General features: G+C 60.7%; 19 protein-coding genes and 1 pseudogene. 4 read left to right on the forward strand and 16 right to left on the reverse strand.

Going from position 1 to position 19579, the window contains the following annotated elements; genetic code table 11:
• Window positions 1-8: 8 nt before the first annotated feature.
• Window positions 9-1151: a molecular chaperone DnaJ gene (gene dnaJ / locus JET14_RS01040; protein ID WP_200336417.1), complete on the forward strand. Its 1143-nt coding sequence runs from the start codon at window positions 9-11 to the stop codon at window positions 1149-1151.
• Window positions 1152-1348: 197 nt separating this feature from the next.
• Window positions 1349-2473, forward strand: coding sequence for a DNA replication/repair protein RecF (recF, locus tag JET14_RS01045; protein WP_200336418.1), 1125 nt, complete (start codon window positions 1349-1351; stop codon window positions 2471-2473).
• An 8-nt stretch (window positions 2474-2481) separates the two neighbouring features.
• On the opposite strand, the gene JET14_RS01050 is transcribed toward recF, so the two are convergent.
• The 10 genes and pseudogenes from JET14_RS01050 to cyoA all read right to left on the reverse strand — a co-directional run bounded on the left by JET14_RS01050 (window position 2482) and on the right by cyoA (window position 12648).
• Window positions 2482-2685: a SlyX family protein gene (locus tag JET14_RS01050; RefSeq protein ID WP_200336419.1), complete on the reverse strand. Its 204-nt coding sequence runs from the start codon at window positions 2683-2685 to the stop codon at window positions 2482-2484.
• Window positions 2686-2829: 144 nt separating this feature from the next.
• Window positions 2830-3807 carry a class 1b ribonucleoside-diphosphate reductase subunit beta gene (nrdF, locus tag JET14_RS01055; RefSeq protein WP_200337942.1) on the reverse strand — a complete coding sequence of 326 codons (978 nt, stop codon included), beginning with the start codon at window positions 3805-3807 and terminating at the stop codon, window positions 2830-2832.
• Between the two features lie 17 nt (window positions 3808-3824).
• Window positions 3825-5939 (reverse strand): annotated as a pseudogene (gene nrdE / locus JET14_RS01060) (class 1b ribonucleoside-diphosphate reductase subunit alpha); the annotation flags it as partial.
• A gap of 95 nt (window positions 5940-6034) precedes the next feature.
• A complete protein-coding gene (nrdI, locus tag JET14_RS01065; protein WP_024706749.1) occupies window positions 6035-6436 on the reverse strand; it encodes a class Ib ribonucleoside-diphosphate reductase assembly flavoprotein NrdI in 402 nt (133 codons plus the stop codon).
• A gap of 114 nt (window positions 6437-6550) precedes the next feature.
• Entirely contained in the window at window positions 6551-6772 is a 222-nt protein-coding gene (gene nrdH, locus JET14_RS01070; RefSeq protein WP_024706748.1) for a glutaredoxin-like protein NrdH, read from the reverse strand.
• A 684-nt stretch (window positions 6773-7456) separates the two neighbouring features.
• Window positions 7457-8206 (reverse strand): SURF1 family protein, encoded by a 750-nt coding sequence (locus tag JET14_RS01075; RefSeq protein ID WP_200336421.1) that lies wholly within the window; start codon window positions 8204-8206, stop codon window positions 7457-7459.
• A gap of 278 nt (window positions 8207-8484) precedes the next feature.
• Window positions 8485-8958, reverse strand: coding sequence for a cytochrome o ubiquinol oxidase subunit IV (cyoD, locus tag JET14_RS01080; protein WP_200336422.1), 474 nt, complete (start codon window positions 8956-8958; stop codon window positions 8485-8487).
• Window positions 8955-9563 carry a cytochrome o ubiquinol oxidase subunit III gene (gene cyoC / locus JET14_RS01085; RefSeq protein ID WP_024706300.1) on the reverse strand — a complete coding sequence of 203 codons (609 nt, stop codon included), beginning with the start codon at window positions 9561-9563 and terminating at the stop codon, window positions 8955-8957. Before cyoC ends, cyoD begins: the two co-directional genes overlap by 4 nt.
• Window positions 9560-11542 carry a cytochrome o ubiquinol oxidase subunit I gene (gene cyoB, locus JET14_RS01090; RefSeq protein WP_200336423.1) on the reverse strand — a complete coding sequence of 661 codons (1983 nt, stop codon included), beginning with the start codon at window positions 11540-11542 and terminating at the stop codon, window positions 9560-9562. Before cyoB ends, cyoC begins: the two co-directional genes overlap by 4 nt.
• Complete coding sequence (gene cyoA / locus JET14_RS01095) at window positions 11542-12648, reverse strand: ubiquinol oxidase subunit II (RefSeq protein ID WP_246750445.1); 1107 nt, start codon at window positions 12646-12648, stop codon at window positions 11542-11544. The genes cyoB and cyoA overlap by 1 nt, the downstream gene beginning before the upstream one ends.
• A 572-nt stretch (window positions 12649-13220) precedes the next feature.
• On the opposite strand from cyoA, the gene JET14_RS01100 reads away from it, so the two are divergent.
• Together JET14_RS01100 and pgi are read left to right on the forward strand one after the other, a co-directional pair.
• Complete coding sequence (locus JET14_RS01100; protein WP_200336424.1) at window positions 13221-13625, forward strand: hypothetical protein; 405 nt, start codon at window positions 13221-13223, stop codon at window positions 13623-13625.
• A gap of 242 nt (window positions 13626-13867) precedes the next feature.
• A complete protein-coding gene (gene pgi, locus JET14_RS01105; RefSeq protein ID WP_200336425.1) occupies window positions 13868-15493 on the forward strand; it encodes a glucose-6-phosphate isomerase in 1626 nt (541 codons plus the stop codon).
• An 84-nt stretch (window positions 15494-15577) separates the two neighbouring features.
• Here pgi and JET14_RS01110 read toward each other — a convergent pair whose 3' ends face one another.
• From JET14_RS01110 to JET14_RS01135, 6 genes are all read right to left on the reverse strand, one after another.
• Window positions 15578-15814 carry a hypothetical protein gene (locus JET14_RS01110; RefSeq protein ID WP_200336426.1) on the reverse strand — a complete coding sequence of 79 codons (237 nt, stop codon included), beginning with the start codon at window positions 15812-15814 and terminating at the stop codon, window positions 15578-15580.
• A 108-nt stretch (window positions 15815-15922) separates the two neighbouring features.
• Entirely contained in the window at window positions 15923-16153 is a 231-nt protein-coding gene (locus tag JET14_RS01115; protein WP_200336427.1) for a hypothetical protein, read from the reverse strand.
• 153 nt (window positions 16154-16306) lie between these two features.
• On the reverse strand, window positions 16307-16537 hold the full coding sequence (locus JET14_RS01120; RefSeq protein ID WP_200336428.1) for a hypothetical protein: 231 nt from the start codon (window positions 16535-16537) through the stop codon (window positions 16307-16309).
• Window positions 16538-16841: 304 nt separating this feature from the next.
• A complete protein-coding gene (tal, locus tag JET14_RS01125; RefSeq protein WP_200336429.1) occupies window positions 16842-17798 on the reverse strand; it encodes a transaldolase in 957 nt (318 codons plus the stop codon).
• Between the two features lie 319 nt (window positions 17799-18117).
• Window positions 18118-19002 carry a methylated-DNA--[protein]-cysteine S-methyltransferase gene (locus JET14_RS01130; RefSeq protein WP_200336430.1) on the reverse strand — a complete coding sequence of 295 codons (885 nt, stop codon included), beginning with the start codon at window positions 19000-19002 and terminating at the stop codon, window positions 18118-18120.
• Between the two features lie 75 nt (window positions 19003-19077).
• On the reverse strand, window positions 19078-19569 hold the full coding sequence (locus JET14_RS01135) for a DUF2244 domain-containing protein (RefSeq protein ID WP_200336431.1): 492 nt from the start codon (window positions 19567-19569) through the stop codon (window positions 19078-19080).
• Window positions 19570-19579 lie beyond the last annotated feature (10 nt).

Consider the following 19579-nt stretch of genomic DNA (forward strand, 5'->3'; position numbering starts at 1 on the left):
CAGACTCCATGGCAAAAGCGGACTATTACGAGACACTCGGCGTCAGCCGTTCGGTTGACGAAAAGGAGCTCAAGAGCGCCTTCCGCAAACTTGCGATGAAGTACCATCCGGACCGCAACCCGGATAACAGCGAAGCCGAGAAGAAGTTCAAGGAAATCAACGAGGCCTATGAAACGCTGAAGGACCCGCAGAAGCGTGCCGCCTATGACCGTTTCGGCCATGCCGCCTTCGAGAATGGCGGACCGGGCGCCGGCGGCTTCGGCGCAGCCGGCGGTTTCGGCGGTGCAGGCGGCTTCTCCGATATCTTCGAGGACATTTTTGGCGAAATGATGGGCGGCGCCCGTGGTCGTCGCTCCTCCGGCGGACGCGAGCGCGGGGCGGACCTTCGCTACAATATGGAAATCACCCTCGAAGAAAGCTTCGAGGGCAAGACGGCGCAGATCAGGGTTCCGACCTCCGTGGTCTGCGACGAATGCACGGGGTCCGGCGCCAAGCCCGGTTCCTCGCCAACGACGTGTTCGACCTGCCACGGTTCCGGCCGGGTGCGTGCGGCACAGGGCTTTTTCTCCGTGGAGCGCACCTGCCCGACCTGTCACGGCCGCGGCGAGACGATTTCCGATCCTTGCCCGAAATGTCGCGGCGAGGGCCGCACAGTCGAGGAGCGTTCGCTTTCGGTCAATATACCCGCCGGCATCGAGGACGGCACCCGCATCCGCCTTCAGGGCGAGGGCGAGGCCGGACTGCGCGGCGGACCTTCGGGCGACCTCTACATCTTCCTCTCGGTGAAGCCGCACCCCTTCTTCCAGCGCGACGGGGCGGACCTGCATTGCTCCGTGCCGATCTCCATGACCCAGGCGGCGCTTGGCGGCAAGTTCGAGGTGACCACGCTGGACGGTACCAAGTCACGCGTCTCGGTTCCCGAAGGCACCCAGACCGGCAAGCAGTTCCGCCTGAAGGGCAAGGGTATGCCGGTGCTCCGCTCCTCGCACAAGGGCGACCTCTATATCCAGGTGCGCGTCGAGACCCCGCAGAAACTGACGCGCCGCCAGCGCGAGCTGCTGCAGGAATTCGACGAACTCTCCTCCAACGAGAACAATCCGGAATCCAACGGCTTCTTCGCCCGGATGAAGGAGTTTTTCGGGACGGAGTGAGCGGCCTGAAAGGTCTCAATGCACTGAAAGCGTCGGGTTTTGCTCGACGCTTTTTTGGTTTGTGCTCTCTCCTGTCCCGTCGTCCCGGTTCAAGTCCGCAATGACGGAGGAAGAGCGGCCCGGAGACCGGATATGTGGTCTTTCACCGCCGGCGCTTTTGGCCCATAACGAGCGAACCGATTTGAACAGAAGCCGCCATGCTGCCCTCGATCTTCCTCACCGCGCTGAAGCTTACCGATTTCCGCAATTATCCGCAGGCATCGCTCGCTCTGGATGGACGGCACGTGGTGCTGGCGGGCAATAATGGTTCCGGCAAGACCAATCTTCTGGAGGCCGTTTCATTCCTTTCGCCTGGGCGCGGCATGCGGCGGGCTTCCTATGCGCAGGTTGTTCGCAAGGGCGCCGAAGCTGGCTTTACTGTTTTCTCTGAGCTGGAGGGCATGGAAGGCAGCGTCGCCATCGGCACGGGAACGGATGGCGCGGACGGGACCGGCCGCAGGGTGCGCATCAACGGCACGCAAGCGGCCTCCGGCGACGAACTGCTCGACCATGTCCGCGTGATCTGGCTGACGCCGGCCATGGACGGGCTTTTCACCGGACCGGCGGGGGATCGCCGGCGGTTTCTCGACCGGATGGTGCTGTCGATCGATCCGGCGCATGGCCGCCGCGTCGCCGATTTCGAGCGCGCCATGCGCTCGCGCAACCGGCTCTTGTCCGAGCGGCGGATGGAGCCCGCATGGCTTTCGGGCCTTGAGGAGCAGATGGCCGGGCTCGGCGTTGCCATGGCGCTGGCGCGGCGCGAATTGCTGTCGCTTCTTTCCGGGCTGATTGCCGAAAGCGAGGCCGGTTCGCCCTTTCCCGCACCCGAGATCGCGCTTGCCGGCTTCTTCGCCGACGCGGCGGATGCGCCGGCAATCGATCTGGAGGACCGTTACCGGGCGATGCTGGAGGAGGAACGCTTTCGCGATGCAGCAGCCGGACGCACGCTGGAAGGCCCGCACCGCAGTGAGATGGCGGTGCGCCATGCGCAGAAGGAGATGGACGCCGCACTTTGCTCGACGGGCGAGCAGAAGGCGCTGCTGCTCGGCCTTGTGCTGGCGCATGCGCGGCTGACGCGGCGGATCAGCGGTTACCCGCCGGTGATGCTGTTTGATGAGGTCGCCGCCCATCTGGATGAGGGGCGGCGCGCTGCCCTTTTCGCCCGCATTGCCGAAATCGGCGGCCAGGCCTTCATGACAGGGACTGACCGCTCGCTGTTTTCAGCGCTCGGCGATGACGGCCAGTTCTTCAACGTGTCTGACGGCAAAATTCGCGCCGACTGAGATGCCCCTCAGTAATGCGGCGGCTTGGTGACGGCGGGCCGTTCGCCGGCGCTTTCCTCAAGCTCGAGAAAGCGGTCGGTCAGAAGTTCGAACTTTTTCTCGAGCCCCTCGATCATTTTCCACTGTTGAGCCACCTGGTCGGACAGCTCGTCAATGGTCTTGGTCTGGTAGGCGACGGTTTCTTCAAGACGGACAATGCGCTCTTCAGTCATATCAGCCTCCATGTTTTCCGGGGTTATGCGGCGCTTCATTGCCAGCGCATGGTTGCGAGGTAGGAATGTTTGCCGTCCCTGTCAACAAAGCAAAGGCGGCTCCATGCGGAGCCGCCTCTGGTCATGCGGATGGTCTGCAAGCGATCAGAAATCCCAGTCGTCATCTTCCGTTGCGACCGCCTTGCCGATGACATAGGAGGAGCCGGAGCCGGAGAAGAAGTCGTGGTTCTCGTCGGCATTCGGCGACAGCGCCGACAGGATCGCCGGATTGACCTTGCAGGCTTCCGCCGGGAACAGCGCCTCGTATCCGAGATTCATCAGCGCCTTGTTGGCGTTGTAGTGCAGGAAGGCCTTCACGTCCTCGGTCAGGCCGACGCTGTCATAAAGCGCTTCGGTATATTTCGATTCGATCTCGTAAAGCTCGAACAGAAGGCCAAAGGCGAAATCCTTGATCGCCTGCCGTTCGTCCTCGGAGACCTTCTTCAGGCCCTGCTGGAACTTGTAGCCGATATAATAGCCGTGAACCGCCTCGTCGCGAATGATCAGCCGGATCAAATCGGCGGTGTTGGTCAGCTTGGCGCGGCTCGACCAGTACATCGGCAGATAGAAGCCCGAATAGAACTGGAAGCTCTCGAGGAAAACGCTGGCGATCTTTTTGCGCAGCGGGTCGGTCGCGCGGTATTCGTGCAGGATCAGGCGCGATTTTTCCTGGAGAAACGCATTTTCCTCCGACCAGCGATAGGCGTCGTCGACCTCGGCCATCGAGCACAGCGTCGAGAAGATCGAGGAATAGGAGCGCGCGTGCACGGCTTCCATGAAGGAAATGTTCGACAGCACCGCCTCTTCATGCGGCGTGACCGCATCCGGCATCAGGCTGATGGAGCCGATCGTGTTCTGGATGGTGTCGAGCAGCGTCAGGCCGGTGAAGACGCGGATCGTCAACTGCTGCTCGTTTTCCTTCAGCGTCGACCAGGACGGAATGTCGTTCGACAGCGGCACCTTTTCCGGCAGCCAGAAATTGCCCGTCAGACGGTTCCAGACCTCGAGGTCCTTCTCGTCGACAATGCGGTTCCAGTTGACGGCGCGCGGCACGGCGATGGTGGGTTTCTTCTGCATGTTCATGGTTTTCTTGCCCTTCATCACAGGCTGCAGGAGACGCAGCCTTCGACCTCGGTGCCCGAAAGCGCCATCTGCCGAAGACGGATGTAGTAGATGGTCTTGATGCCCTTGCGCCAGGCGTAGATCTGCGCCTTGTTGACATCGCGGGTGGTCGCCGTGTCGCGGAAGAACAGCGTCAGCGACAGGCCCTGATCGACATGCTGGGTGGCAGCCGCATAGGTGTCGATGATCTTTTCCGGGCCGATCTCGTAGGCGTCCTGGTAATATTCGAGATTGTCGTTGGACATGAACGGCGCCGGATAATAGACGCGGCCGATCTTTCCTTCCTTGCGGATCTCGATCTTGGAGACGATCGGGTGGATGGAGGCCGTTGCATTGTTGATGTAGGAGATCGAGCCGGTCGGCGGCACGGCCTGGAGGTTGCGGTTATAAAGACCGCCCTTCATCACCGCGTCCTTCAGTGCCAGCCAGTCTTCCTTGGTCGGCAGGTCGATGCCGGCCTCTTCAAAGAGTTCGCGCACGCGCTCGGTCGCCGGCGCCCAATCCTTCTCGGTATATTTGTCGAAATATTCGCCGCTGGCATATTTCGATTTTTCAAAGCCGGCGAAGGAGACGCCGCGTTCGACGGCGATCCGGTTCGATGCCTTCAGCGCGTGATAGGTCACGGCGTAGAAATACATATTGGTGAAGTCGACGCCTTCTTCCGAACCGTAGAAGATGCGCTCGCGGGCGAGATAGCCGTGCAGGTTCATCTGGCCAAGCCCGATGGCGTGGCTCTCGTCATTGCCCTTTTCCACCGACGGCACGGAGGAGATGTGGCTCATGTCGGACACGGCCGTCAGCGCGCGGATCGCGGTATCGACAGTACGACCGAAATCCTCCGAATCCATCGCCATGGCGATGTTCATCGAGCCGAGATTGCAGGAAATGTCCTTGCCCATATGCTTGTAGGACAGGTCCTCGTTGAATTCGCTGGCTTCCGAAACCTGCAGGATCTCCGAGCAGAGATTGCTCATGGAAATCCGGCCTTCGACCGGATTGGCGCGGTTGGCCGTATCCTCGAACAGGATATAGGGATAGCCGCTCTCGAACTGCAGCTCGGCCAGCGTCTGGAAGAAGGCGCGGGCATTGATCTTCTTCTTGCGGATTTCCGGGTTGTCGACCATCTCGCGATAGTGCTTAGAAATCTCCACCTCGGTCATCGCCTTGCCGTAGACGCGCTCCACGTCATAGGGCGAGAACAGGTACATGTCCTCATTGTTGCGGGCGAGCTCGAAGGTGATGTCGGGGATCACCACGCCGAGCGACAGCGTCTTGATGCGGATCTTCTCGTCGGCATTTTCGCGCTTGGTGTCGAGGAAGCGCATGATGTCGGGATGATGCGCGTTGAGATAGACCGCGCCGGCGCCCTGGCGCGCGCCAAGCTGGTTGGCGTAGGAGAAGGAGTCCTCGAGCAGCTTCATCACCGGGATGACGCCGGAGGACTGGTTCTCGATCTTCTTGATCGGCGCGCCGTGCTCGCGAATATTGGTGAGCGAAAGCGCCACGCCGCCGCCGCGCTTGGAAAGCTGCAGCGCCGAATTGATCGAGCGGCCGATAGACTCCATGTTGTCTTCGACGCGCAGCAGGAAGCAGGAGACCAGTTCGCCGCGGCTCTTCTTGCCGGCATTAAGGAAGGTCGGCGTCGCCGGCTGGAAACGGCCGGCGATGATTTCATCGACCAGGGCGGTCGCAAGCTGCTCGTCGCCCTTGGCCAGCGCCAGCGCCACCATGCAGACGCGGTCCTCATAGCGCTCCAGATAGCGTTTGCCGTCAAACGTCTTCAGCGTATAGGCGGTATAATATTTGAAGGCGCCGAGGAAGGTCTGGAAGCGGAACTTCTTGTCGAAGGCATGGTCCCACAGGTCGCGCACGAAGTTGAAGGAATACTGGTCGAGCACCTCCTGCTCGTAATAGCCTTCATCGACCAGATAATCGAGCTTTTCCCGGAGGTTATGGAAAAACACGGTGTTCTGGTTCACATGCTGCAGAAAATACTGCTTGGCCGCCATCCGGTCTTTGTCGAACTGGATGTGCCCGTTCTCGTCATAGAGATTGAGCATCGCGTTCAGCGCGTGATAGTCGAGCGTCGCCGCCTTGGTCTTGGCGGAGGTCTTCTCCGCACCCTTTTCGGCGCTTTTCTCGCTACCCGTTTCCTGAACGGTTTCGTCCTCGGCGCTTGTGGCCACCCTCAATTCTGCCGTTTCCAAAACTCTTCCAGTCCCTGTCTGACGTTGATGACATCCTCTTCCGTCCCGAGCAGTTCGAAACGATAGAGGTACGGTACCTTGCATTTCGCGGAGATGATGTCGCCGGCAATGCCGTAGGTCTCTCCGAAATTCGTGTTTCCGGAAGCGATGACGCCGCGGATCAGCGCCCTGTTCTCCGGATTGTTGAGGAAGCGGATGACCGGCTTCGGCACTGCGCCGCGTCCGTCGCCGCCGGCATAGGTCGGCACGACGAGGACATAGGGCGCATCCACCGTTTCCGTATCCCCCTGGGGGCCGAGGCGTCTTGCCTCAAGCCCGGTCTTGGTCACGAAACGGTGCGTATTGCCCGTGGCGCTGGAATAATAGACGAGCATGCCCGTCATCCCTTTCCCTCTTCACCAGCACGGCGCGTCCTTCGACGCGCCGTCTTGTCCTTGCTGCGCCCGCCGCGTCTTGCCGCGCGGGCGCGCGCCGGCCCTCGGGCCGGCATCACACGGTCAGGCGAGGGTGCCGATCATGTCCGGGCGGAAGCCAGACCAGTGCTGTTCGCCGGCAACGACGACGGGCACCTGGCGATAGCCCATGCCGACGACATGGTCATAGGCTTCGTTGTCCACCGACACGTCGACGACTTCATAGTCGAGGCCCTTGCGCTCGAGCGCGCGGGTTGTCGCATTGCACTGCACGCAAGCCGGTTTGGAGTAGACAGTGATCTTCATCGTTATCCTCGCATAATCATTGTTCTCAAAAAGCGCCGGCGATGTGACCGGCGCTTTTCCGCGCATCTTGCGGAGCCGGCCATGTTGATCATCAACAGGTTCCGCTCCGGACCGGACCATTGCCGGCCGAAAGCCGGGGAAAGCGCGGCGGTTGCAAGTCGTCACCGCCATTCTCTCTCTCAACAGTCTCCTCGAACGCATTGACCGGACTGGCATTTTTCCTCCCCAGAAGTCGGCACGGCGCGCGCTGTCCACGGGGAACATCACTTCGGCACATGCTTATGAGGACTCAAAACCTTGAAGACCGGACGCCGCTGACGCATCAGCTTGATTCGATAGAATCACCATAACACAATATCTGCGAACTGAAATGCCCGAACTCACCATATATAGTGTTTCGCACGCATGAATTCCATATTCACAGTTAACGCAATATGACTGGGGAAATGGCACAGGGAGCGTCTGCGGCCCCGTGAGCCGGGGCGCGCGGGCCGGACGAATCGCACTCGCCGAAATGTCGATATGGCGGAAGATGACTGCTCGCCACCCGCATCGGCTACCAACCTGCGGTAGAACTCGCATGCTGGCGCGATTTCTTTCTCGCTTTCCACAGGTGGAAAAAGGTGACGACCAAGCTCGGCCCTATCCGCAGTGCCGCCGAAGCGCGCGCCGCTCAGGAACGGCCTATTCCTCGTCTTCTTCCGGCGGCGGCCGCGTGCCCCATACGCCCTCATAGCGCAGCACCAGCGCATAAAGGGCAAGCGTGCCGAGCGCCATGGCGAACCAGGTCAGCGCGTAGCTCAGATGCGCATTGCGGAACTTCACCACCGTCAGTCCACCGATCGGGTAGCCGCCCGGATTGACGGTGCTGTCGGCGTCGATGAAATAGGGGGCAAAGGGTCGGAGCCCCTTGGTCGCCATGATCGAGGCCACGTCGCGGCGGTACCAGTTCCCCTTCTCCGGATCGTTGGCGCGCGAGAACAGCCAGCCCTTGTCCTCCGACATGCGCAGGAGGCCGGTTATGGTCACTTCGCCCTCCGGCGCCGCGCGGGTCGAGGGCGCGCGCTTTTCCTCGGGCACGAAGCCCCGGTTGATCAGCACATAGCTGCCGTCCGGACGCAAAAGCGGCGTCATCACGAAGTAGCCGGGCCCGAGTTCGGTCGGATAGTAGATCTGCACTTCCTGACTGTTGATGAGCTTGCCGGTGACGGTCACGTGGCGGTAGGCATCTTTCGCGCGGGTGATTTCAGGCCAATCGGCGGGCCCCGGCGCCGGCACGGCCGGGGCTTCCACCCGCGCCTCGACGGCAGCGATCAGGTCAAGCTTCCATTGCAGGCGATAGACCTGCCAGATGCCGAGCGCAGCAAAGCCGGCGAAGATCACGGCCGCGACGGCGGTGATGGCGATCAGACGTTTTCTGGAGGAGGCGACCATGGCGAATTTCCTTCCCGACCGCCGGAATGCAGCGGCCTGTCGCGGGTTCTAGAGCGGTTCCGCCTTTCTTGGAAACGCGCAACCGCTTTATCTATTTTTTTGACGCATTTTCGCTTAACGTCAGATGTTTCCATCTGACTGCGAAATGCTCTAGCGCATCGGCCCGAGAATCGGAATCGGTTTTCGGAAAGCACGATGCGCCGTCAACGGCTCTTGAAACAAAAAAATGCCTCCCCGCGGGAGCCGAGGGGAGGCGGAAGACTTGGCAGGGCAAAGGCTTACTGCTGACCCTGGACGATGATGTTGCCCGTCACGCCGGCATCGCGCAGCTGCTGTGCGATCTCGGGCGTGGCGCAGACGATCGTGCCGTCGTCGAGATAGGTGTAGCCGCTTTCCGGAAGGGGCATCATGTATTTGTTCATGTTGTGCATGACCCAGAGCGAGCCGGCGAGCACGATCAGGAGCAGGATCAGGGCCAGAAGCGAGGACGCCATGGTCCAGCCTTCTTCCTGGTGGCTGCTCAGGAGCAGGAAATATTTCAGATGCACCAGGATCTGCGCTGCGGCGCAGATCATGATCACGGCAATCAGGAAACCCTTGCTGGAGATCGCGTCGGCCATCACCAGACCGAAGGGAATGATGGTGAGGACGGCCGCCAGGACAAAGCCGGTCATCAGCGACTTGAAGCTGCCGTGACCGTGGCTTTCGTGGCCGTGACCGTCGCGGGATGCATGTTCGTTGGCTGAACTCATAGAACCACTCCCGTAAGATAGACAAGCGAGAACACGCCGATCCAGACCAGATCGAGGAAGTGCCAGAACATCGACAGGGTCGCCGTGCGGCGGCGGGTCGCTTCCGTCAGTCCCTTGCGCGACAACTGGAACAGAAGAACGATCAGCCAGATCGTGCCGAAGGTGACGTGCAGGCCGTGCGTGCCGACCAGGGTAAAATAGGCCGAAAGGAAGGCCGAACGGTCCGGCGTGGCGCCGAGTTCGATGAAGTGATGGAATTCATAAATCTCCATCGCCAGGAAGCCGACGGCGAAAAGGCCGGCGACGATCAGCCACTTCATCAGGCCTGCCTTGTCGCCCTTGTCCATCCGCAGCATGCCCATGCCGAAGGTGACCGAGGAGAACAGCAGAAGCGCCGTCTCGATAAGGGCGAAGTCGAGCTCGAAAAGGTCGGCCGGCGAGGGGCCGCCCGCATAGGAGCGGCCCAGAACGGCGTAGGTTGCAAAGAGCGTGCCGAAGATCAGGCAGTCGCTCATGAGGTAGATCCAGAAGCCGAGCTGTGTCGGACTGCTGTGATGGGCGTGTTCGTCGTGATGCGTATCGCCCGTCTGATCAGCGATCGTCATGCATAAGCCTCCTTGGCCTTTTCCTGGTCACGGGCGACCTCTTCGGCAGGAATGTAGTAGTCGCGGTCGAAATCGAAGGTGTGGTAGATGATCGTGCCGATAGCCGCGAGGAAGCTGACGATCGCCAGCCACCAGATGTGCCAGACAAGGGCGAAGCCGAGCGCGAGCGCGAAGAAGGCGGGGACGATGCCGGCCCAGGTGTTCTTCGGCATGTGGATCGGCTGGTAGTCCGTCGACCACTTGAAGCCCTGCTTCTTCATCTGCCACCAGGCGTCACGGCCGGTCACGACGATATCCTGCGGGAAGTTGTAGGCCGGGACCGGCGAGAGGGTGGCCCATTCCAGCGTGCGGCCGTTCCACGGGTCGGGACCGCATTTCAGCTTCTCACGGTTCCTGATCGAGACCACGAGTTGGATGACGGTGCAGGCGATGCCGGCGCCGATGGTCAGCATGCCGATGCAGGCAATGACGAAGTAGATCTGCCAGCCGACATCGGTATAGCTCTGCAGCCGGCGGGTCACGCCCATCAGGCCGAGTATGTAAAGCGGCATGAAGGCAATGTAGAAGCCGATGCACCAGAACCAGAAGGAGCGGCGGCCCCATTTGTCATCGAGCTTGAAGCCGAAGACCTTGGGCCACCAGTACTGGTATCCCGCCATCAGGCCGAAGACCACGCCGCCGATGATGACGTTGTGGAAATGGGCGATCAGGAACAGCGAGTTGTGCAGCTGGAAGTCCGCCGGCGGCACGGCGAGCATGACGCCGGTCATGCCGCCGATGGTGAAGGTGAACAGGAAGCCGACCGTCCAGTACATCGGCGTCTCGAACCGGATCCGTCCGCGATACATGGTGAACAGCCAGTTGAAGATCTTCGCGCCCGTCGGCACGGCGATGATCATCGTGGCAATGCCGAAGAAGGTGTTGACGCTGGCGCCCGAACCCATGGTGAAGAAGTGATGCAGCCAGACGACGAAGGACAGCACCAGGATGCATGAGGTCGCATAGACCATCGAGCGATAACCGAAGAGCGGCTTGCCGGAGAAGGTTGCGACCACTTCGGAGAAGATGCCGAAGCACGGCAGGATCAGGATATAGACTTCCGGGTGACCCCAGATCCAGATCAGGTTCACATAGAGCATGGGGTTGCCGCCCATGTCATTCGTGAAGAAGTGCATGCCGAGATAGCGGTCGAGCGCCAGCATGGCGAGCGTTGCCGTCAGCACCGGGAAGGCGGCGACGATCAGTACGTTGGCGGCAAGCGTGGTCCAGGTGAAAACCGGCATGCGCATCATGGTCATGCCGGGCGCGCGCATCTTCAGGATCGTGGCGACCATGTTGACGCCGGACAGCGTCGTGCCTATCCCCGCGATCTGCAGCGACCATATGTAATAGTCGACCCCCACATCGGGCGAGTATGCGATCCCAGAAAGCGGCGGCATGGCGAGCCAGCCGGTGCGGCCGAGCAGGCCAATGAACAGCGACACATTGAGCAGGATCGCGCCGGCCACCGTCATCCAGAAGGAGAAATTGTTGAGCCAGGGGAAGGCGACGTCGCGCGCGCCGATCTGCAGGGGCATGGCGATATTCATCACCCCGACCAGGAAGGCCATGGCGAAGAAGAAGATCATGACCGTGCCATGGGCGGTGAAGATCTGGTCGAAATGGTGCGGCGGCAGATAGCCCTGCGCGCCGCCTGCGGCGATCGCCTGCTGGGTGCGCATCATGAAGGCGTCGGTGAAGCCGCGGAACAGCATCACCAGCGCCAGAACGATATACATCACGCCGATCTTCTTGTGGTCGACCGAGGTAAACCACTCGTTCCACAGATAGGCCCATTTGCGGTGATAGGTGATCAGGCCGAAAACGGTCAGCGCCGCTATGACGACGGCAGCGAAGGTGACGTCGAGAATGAGAACGTCATAGGGAATGTCATCCCAGCTGAGCTTACCGAATATGATGTTCCAGAATTCAGATCTCATTAGTGCCTCACGGGTTCAGAAGCGTTCGACGCGCTGTCGTCGCCGGGAATATGGGTCACGGTCTGGTTCGGGTTCTTGATATTGACCGGACCGCGTCGCGGCTCATCGGGATTGGCGTGGAGCACACCGTCGAATTGATGCTGGTCGAAGCCCTCGCCGGGCGGGAACTCGTCATAAAGATAGCTGTCCTTGGTCTTCACGCCCTGAAGGCCGCCGCCGCCCATCATGTCCTGCATCATCATCTCGCCGACGCAGACCTTGCCCGGCTCGACGCAGAGCCCGACGATCCTGCCGAAGAGGTTGTCGGCAACGCCGTTATAATAGGAGACGCCATCGGCGACCGTCGGCTTTGCGAGCTGGAGATAGGTCTCGTCGCTCATCGTGTTGGAAGAAGCCTTGACCGTGTTGACCCAGTTGGAGAATTCGTCCTCGGAAACGGCGAAGGTCTCGAAATCCATATGGGCGTAGCCCGGGCCCGAATAGTTGGCGGAGCGGCCGTAGTACTGGCCGGCCTCTTCGGCGACCAGATGCAGCTTCGTCTCCATGCCGGCCATGGTGTAGATCATGCCGGCAAGGGCAGGCACGGCAAATGTGTTCATGACCGAGCTTGAGGTGAGCTTCAGGTTGACCGGACGGTCCGTCGGGATCACCAGCTGGTTGACCACGGCCATGTCCTGTTCGGGGTAGATGAACAGCCATTTCCAGTCGAGCGAGACGACGTCGATCTCCAGGGGCTCGCCGGCGATATGGTCGAGCGGCTTGTAGGGGTCTAGCCTGTGGGTGTAGATCCAGGTCAGCGCGCCGAGCGCGATGATGATCATGACCGGCACGCCCCAGATGAACGCCTCGAACAGCGAGGAATGTTCGAATTCCGGGTCGTAGTCATCGGTGGTCTTGCGGCCGTCGCGGTAGCGCCAGGGGATGTAGACCGCGAGCACCAGCACCGGAACGATGATGACGAGCATCAGCACCGTCGATGCGATCAGGAGGTCGCGCTCCTGGTTGGCGACCCAGCCGGCCGGGTCGAGAAGAATGAGCTGACAGCCCGACAAGAGAAGCGCAAGCGGCAAAAGCAGCGCCGGTTTCAAAAGCTTGTATAGGTTCACAATCGCCTTCATTCTCTAAAATGACGCCGGATTGCGCGGATAATCCGGACTTGATTGTCGATGACATGCCCGCCGGCCCTGGCCCATCGTCCCCGCGGCGACCGAACGCTTAAGTGCAGGCATTTCCTGAAGACAGCCCCCTGACTTGCCGGACGGCTGCCTCATCATGGCGGTCTCATACGCATATTTAGACCAGAAATGAAACGTGTCCGTCCTGTGGCATTTTGGCACAAGGCCGCATTCGCGTCACCTTGGCGCCATGCTTTTTGCCCGCGATGCGTGAATTATGCCACGAAAATTGGCAATTGGCAGGTTGGAACAACGTCCGCGGGGGCGCCGATTGCAGCTTTCATTGATCTGACTCAAGCCCGCCGACTTCCGGAACTGTGTCAGGCGGCGCTGATATTGCAACGCAAAAGGGGGCTCGTGCGTTATCCCCACACGATGCGTCTCAACGACCTCCGATCCGTTGGACAGCAACGCATTTTCAGGAGTTGCGCAGTCGCGTGAATATATGCGACAATACGCCACATGTGACAAACTGCGCACAACCGTTTCGAGGAGGAGACGAGATGTCAGGCCTGTTTTTCTTTCCCTATGTGACGAGCGCCATCGGCGTGTTGCTCGGGGTTTATCTGACCAATGAACTGCGGGAGTATGACCGCCGGGATTATTTCCTGCGCGCCTGCTTCATCTTCGTGATCAATCTGGTGATTTCCTACCTTCTGGAATACGCCTTCCCGCGCGAGGCCGTCGGCAGCGAGGGCATGGCGCTTTCCACCGCCTATTATATGGGCCTGTCGATCTACGCCGTTGTTCCGGGTCTCGCCTTCGGCCGCTTCACCGCGTTTCGTGCCCGCAATATGGGCCACGACAAGTCGGTCGCCTATTGGAGCGCGATCCCCTTCGTGTTCATCTATTTCATGCTGGTCGCTCACAAGCGCGAGCATCATGCCTCGCCGCGCACCGCCGGCTGAGCAAGAAGACGGACTGCCATACCGACCGCGCGCCATTCGGTGCGCGGTTTTCTGTTTGAGGCGTCGCACGCTGACAGGGATGTCTGGGTAATTCGCATTCCGGCGGTTGATTTTCAGGCTCCGCCCGCCTTCAATGTCAAAAAAGCGTTCGATTTCGTCGACATGATTGAACACAATCATATTCAATCGTTTTAAAATGGCGCTATAAGCGTATCTCCAAGTCTTTTCAGGGAGCCATCGACATGAATGCCCTCATCAATGCCCTCAAGGATACTGCGGCGCGCACCGACGCCACGGATCTGCGCGCGGCCTTTGCCGCCGATGCGGCCCGGTTTGACCGGTTCAGCCTCCGGTTTGAAGACCTGCTCATGGATTTCTCCAAGATCGCCGTCAATGACGAGGTCCTGTCCGGGCTCGTCAAACTTGCCGGGGAGAAGGGCGTCGAGGAAAAGCGGGCGGCGATGTTTTCCGGCGAGAAGATCAACATAACGGAAGACCGCGCGGTCCTGCACACAGCGCTGCGCAACCGCGCGAACACGCCGGTGATGGTTGACGGCGAGGATGTGATGCCTGCTGTCAACGAAGTGCTGGATGCAATGGGCGATTTCTCCGACGGCATCCGCTCCGGTTCCATCAAGGGCGCCACCGGCAAGGCCTTCACCGATGTGGTCAATATCGGTATCGGCGGTTCGGACCTCGGTCCGGCCATGACCACGCTCGCGCTCGCGCCCTATCACGACGGCCCGCGGCTTCACTACGTCTCCAACATCGACGGCGCCCATATCGCCGATACGATTGCGGGGCTCTACCCGGAAACAACGCTGTTCATCGTCGCCTCCAAGACGTTTACCACAATCGAGACCATGACCAACGCCAAGACGGCGCGCAAGTTCATTGCCGGCGCGCTCGGCGAAGACGCGGTCGGTCATCATTTCTCAGCCGTTTCGACAGCCCTCGACAAGGTCGCCGATTTCGGCATCGATCCGTCGCGCGTCTTCGGATTCTGGGATTGGGTCGGCGGCCGCTACTCGATCTGGTCGGCGATCGGCCTGCCGCTGATGATCGCCATCGGGCCGAAGAATTTCGGCGCCTTTCTCGACGGTGCCCATGCGATGGACAAGCATTTCCAGGACGCGCCGGTTACGGAGAACCTGCCCTTCATGCTCGGCCTCATCGGCTATTACCAGCGCGTCGTGCTCGGCTATCCCTCGCGCGCCGTCATTCCCTATGACCAGCGCATGTCGCGCTTTGCCGCCTATCTCCAGCAGCTCGACATGGAGAGCAACGGCAAGTCGGTAACGGTGGAGTCTGAGGATGTGACGACGCCGACCGGACCGATCGTCTGGGGCGAGCCCGGCACGAACGGCCAGCACGCCTTCTTCCAGCTCTTGCACCAGGGCACCAACATCATCCCGATCGAATTCATGATCGCCGCGAACGGCCACGAGGCGGATCTGCGCCACCAGCACCAGCTCTTGATGGCCAATTGCCTGGCCCAGTCGGAAGCCCTGATGAAGGGGCGGACGCTGGAAGAGGCAAAAGCCCAGCTTCTCGACAAGGGAATGGATGCCGCGACGGCCGACAAGATCGCGCCGCACCGCGTCTTTCCCGGCAACCGGCCGTCGATCACCTTCGTCTACGATGCGTTGACGCCCTATGCGCTCGGCCGGATGATCGCGCTTTACGAGCACCGCGTCTTCGTCGAGGGCGTGCTCTTCGGCATCAATTCGTTCGATCAGTGGGGCGTCGAGCTCGGCAAGGAACTCGCGACCGGTCTTCTGCCGGTGGTCTCGGGCAGCGAAAGCGCGGAAGGGCACGATTCCTCGACCAGGGGGCTCGTCGCCGCACTTCTTTCGGCCGCCAACTGAGTTCAGCTTTTCAGGCATGAAAAAAAAGGGCGGCCGCTGATTGCGGTCGCCCTTTCTGCTTCGCCCAGGAAAACGAGGAAGCGATCAGTCGTTGCTTTCGCGGACCTGATCGACGAAATCGAGCTTGCCGTCTTCGCCGACGCGGAAATAGTTCTGGTAGCGATCGCCGAACTTGCCGGTCGATTCGATGGTGACCGTGCTGCCGACAGGCGCCTTGTTGAAGGTGCCGGTTTCCGGAATGGCCGAAGGCTGGATCGCGAAGGCGGCCGGCGCGGCGGCGAGAACGGTAACGAGGGCGGCGGATGCGAAGATCTTGTTCATGATAGTCTCCTTATTGGAATTTGTGTGGGTTGGCTGATCTGCCCGGATTACGGCGTTTGGAGAAAGAAGGATGATCGTCCTTTGCTCCACGGCCTCCGGGATGTCTGACTAGTTGGTGCGGTACTGATCGACGAACTTGAGTTCGCCGTCTTCGCCGACGCGGAAGTAGTTGTCGTAGCGATTGCCGAACTTGCCGGTCGTTTCGATGGTGACCGTGCTGCCGACGGGGGCCTTGGTGACCTTGCCGGTGTCCGGAATGGCCGACGGCTGGATCGCGAAGGCGGCCGGCGCTGCGGCGAGTGCGGAAACGATGGCGACGGATGCAAAAATCTTGTTCATGACAGTCTCCTGACTGAATTTCTCTGATGGGGCAGATGTAGGTTTAATCATTTGATTAACAAGAGGCTGAAAGCTGGGAGAAGCTGTTTTTTCGGCCTACCCGGCGCGTTGTCCCTGAAGCTCAGAGGCGCCGGCCTCTTGTTTGCGGCAAAATCAGTTGGCCGAATCCTGGAACACGAATTCCAGTTCGCCGTCTTCGCCGACGCGGAAATAGTTCTGGTAGCGGTTGCCGAACTTGCCGGTCGATTCGATGGTGACCGTGCTGCCGACGGGAGCCTTGGTGACCTTGCCCGTTTCCGGGATGGCGGAGGGCTGCAGCGCAAAGGCGGCCGGAGCGGCGGCGAGAATGGAAACCAGTGCGGCGGATGCGGTAAACTTGGACATGGCGATGAACTCCTGTGTCATCATTGTTGCGTTCGATGACCGGGAATTAGGGTTTAATCAATCGATCAACAAGTCGCCGAATGAGAACCGGAGCGTTGCTTAAATGTTGACGCTGGCGGTCTTGAAAAATCGGTGGCGAAAACGATCCTGTAAAAGGCGCCGGCGGCGGGTGGCATGAATTTTTAAATAAAATCAAAAAGATAGATATTTTTCGGCGGCTTTCAAAAGCGCGGCGCCGACGGAAACAAAAAGACCCGGCCGCGAGGGCCGGGTCTGATTTTTAGGCAGCCTGACTTTTTTGTGATCAGGCGTTGAGTTCCTTGGCGACGCGCGTGCGCAGTTTTCCGAGGTCGGCGGCGAAGTTGCGGATGCCTTCGGCAAGCTTTTCGGTCGCCATCGCGTCCTCGTTCATCATCCAGCGGAAGGTCTGCTCGTCCATCTCCACCTTGGGCTCCGGCTCGAAGGCGTCCGGTGAGAGCTTGCGCTCCAGCTTGCCCTGGTCGGCCTCGAGCTCTTCGAGCAGGTTCGGCGAGATCGTCAGCCGGTCGCATCCGGCAAGGCCTTCGATTTCCCCGGTGTTGCGGAAGGATGCGCCCATGACCACGGTCTTGATGTCGTTGGACTTGTAGTAGTTGTAGATCGAGCGCACCGACAGGACGCCCGGATCGGTCTCGGCGGTGTAGTCCTCGCCGGTGGCCTTCTTGTACCAGTCAAGGATACGGCCGACGAAGGGCGAAATCAGGAAGGCGCCGGCATCGGCGCAGGCGATCGCCTGGCATTTGGAGAACAGAAGGGTCAGGTTGCAGTCGATGCCTTCCTTCTGCAGCACTTCGCAGGCGCGGATGCCTTCCCAGGTCGACGCGAGCTTGATCAGGATGCGCTCGCGGCCGATACCGCGTTCCTCGTAAGCCGCGATGATCTCATGCGCCTTCTTGATCGAGCCTTCGGTGTTGAACGACAGGTCGGCGTCCACTTCGGTGGAAACCCGGCCCGGCACGAGATCGACGAGCGCCGCGCCGACATCGATCGCCAGACGGCTGGCAACGGCGTCGACAACAGCATCGCTGTCGCCGGACTGGGACTTGCCCCATTTGATCGCGGCGGCGAACTGCTCGTCGAACATGTCCGTCGACAGCGCCTTCAGCACGATGCTGGGGTTGGTCGTGCAATCGACCGGCTTGATCTTGGCGACGGCCTTGATGTCGCCGGTATCGGCGACGACCGTTGTCATCTCGCGCAATTGGTCAAGTTTGGAAGCCATGATCCTCATCCTTCGTTTTCCGGGCTCGCGGCAAACAGCCGGCGAACCGCTCTCGATTTCTTAAGCCGAACAGCATTCGCGCCTTTTCGGCGCCGTCTGCTGCCAAGGCTAACGCGCCGCGGTGATCTTTCAATGACTGTTGGCAAACATCGGCGCCGGACGCAAGCGCCGACATCCGCTGATATTCGCCCGCGACTATCGCAAGCTGCCGCTTTTCAAGTCAAGGCAAGATATCAATCGATTTAGACAAGGATTTGACCGTGCGCAAACGACCCCGAGAAATTTGTCGGCGCCGGCGTGAGGCATTGCCGAGGGCGGGTCAGGCGCGTCCCGCCTCCCAGCCGAGCATGGCGCGCTTGCGGGTGAGGCCCCAGTGATAGCCGGTGAGCGCCCCCGACTTGCCGAGCGCGCGGTGGCAGGGCACGACAAAGGAGACCGGATTGCGGCCGATCGCGGCGCCGACCGCGCGCGAGGCCTTCGGACGACCGATCTCGCAGGCGATCTCGGAATAGGTCTTGGCCTTGCCGAAGGGGATCTTCAGAAGACTTTCCCAGACCTGGACCTGAAAGTCCGTACCGATGAGCACGACCTTGAGCGGTCGGTCCGCCGCCCATTCGGCCGGATCGAAAATGCGGCGGGCATAGGCTTCCGTCATCGGCTCGTCCTCGACATAGCGCGCCTCGGGCCAGCGCGCGGTCATGTCCGCAAGCGCCGCTTTCTCCTCGCCCGGATCGGCAAAGGCGACGCCGGCCAGCCCGCGATCGGTCGCCATCACCAGCGCCGTGCCGAAGGGGGAGGCATGAAACCCGTAGCGGATGACGAGCCCGCCGCCGCCCGCCTTCCATTCGCCGGGCGACATGCTCTCATGCGTCACGAACAGGTCGTGCAGGCGGCCCGGGCCGGAAAGTCCGAGTTCGTAGGAAGTGTCCAGTAGCGGCAGCTTCTCCTCGCCGAGCAGGCGCTTGGCGTGGTCGAGCGTGATTGCCTGGAGAAAGGCCTTGGGCGAAAGCCCCGCCCAGCGGGTAAAGGTCTTCTGCAGGCTGGTCGGCGACATGTCGAGCCGCCGTGCGATGGTCTCGAGCCCTGGCTGCTCGCGGTACTCTTCGCTGATCATCGCGATGACCTTGCGCACGACGTCATAATCCGCGCCTGAGGGCGTTATCTCGATGGGCTCTTCGGTCATGGTTTCAAGAATGGCGTTCATCGTCCTGGCCTCCTTCGGAAGATGAAGGAAACACGCTTCGGCGTCACGCCGCCACCCGAAACTTGCGCGGGGCGCTCAAATGCGCTGTTTGACGGTGGCCAGAGCCTGCTTGAGGGCGGCGGCGAAACTCTCCCGGTCATCCGGATTGAGAAAGGCGCCGATCTCGAGCCTTTCGTCGCGACTCAAGAGCCGCATGCCGGTAATGCCGAATTCTTCGTGACGGTCGACGGCAAACCGCGTCCAGAAGGGGTTGAAATGGGTCTCGCTCATCTGGCCCGAGGGCGTGATCTTGCGCACGGAGACGGAAAGCCTGGAGACGGAGACATGTTCGCGCACCCTTGCCGACCGATAGGAAAGCCGGAAAGCGATGTAGAGCGCGACAAAGGCAAGGCCGCAGTAAAGCGCGATCGGCCAGGCCCCATGGGCGGCGAACCATAGCGCATTCGGGAAGAAGCCGAGCGCGGCAATGGCGAGCAGCACGCGAAAACCCTTGCGCCCCAGAGAGCGATGGGGGAAAAGTTCAGCCGAAAACACCGGCCGGTCCTCGAACGCATTCACATCGGTCATAGCGTCAGCG

This window comes from Martelella lutilitoris, from assembly GCF_016598595.1.
In the GTDB taxonomy this organism is placed as follows: domain Bacteria; phylum Pseudomonadota; class Alphaproteobacteria; order Rhizobiales; family Rhizobiaceae; genus Martelella; species Martelella lutilitoris_A.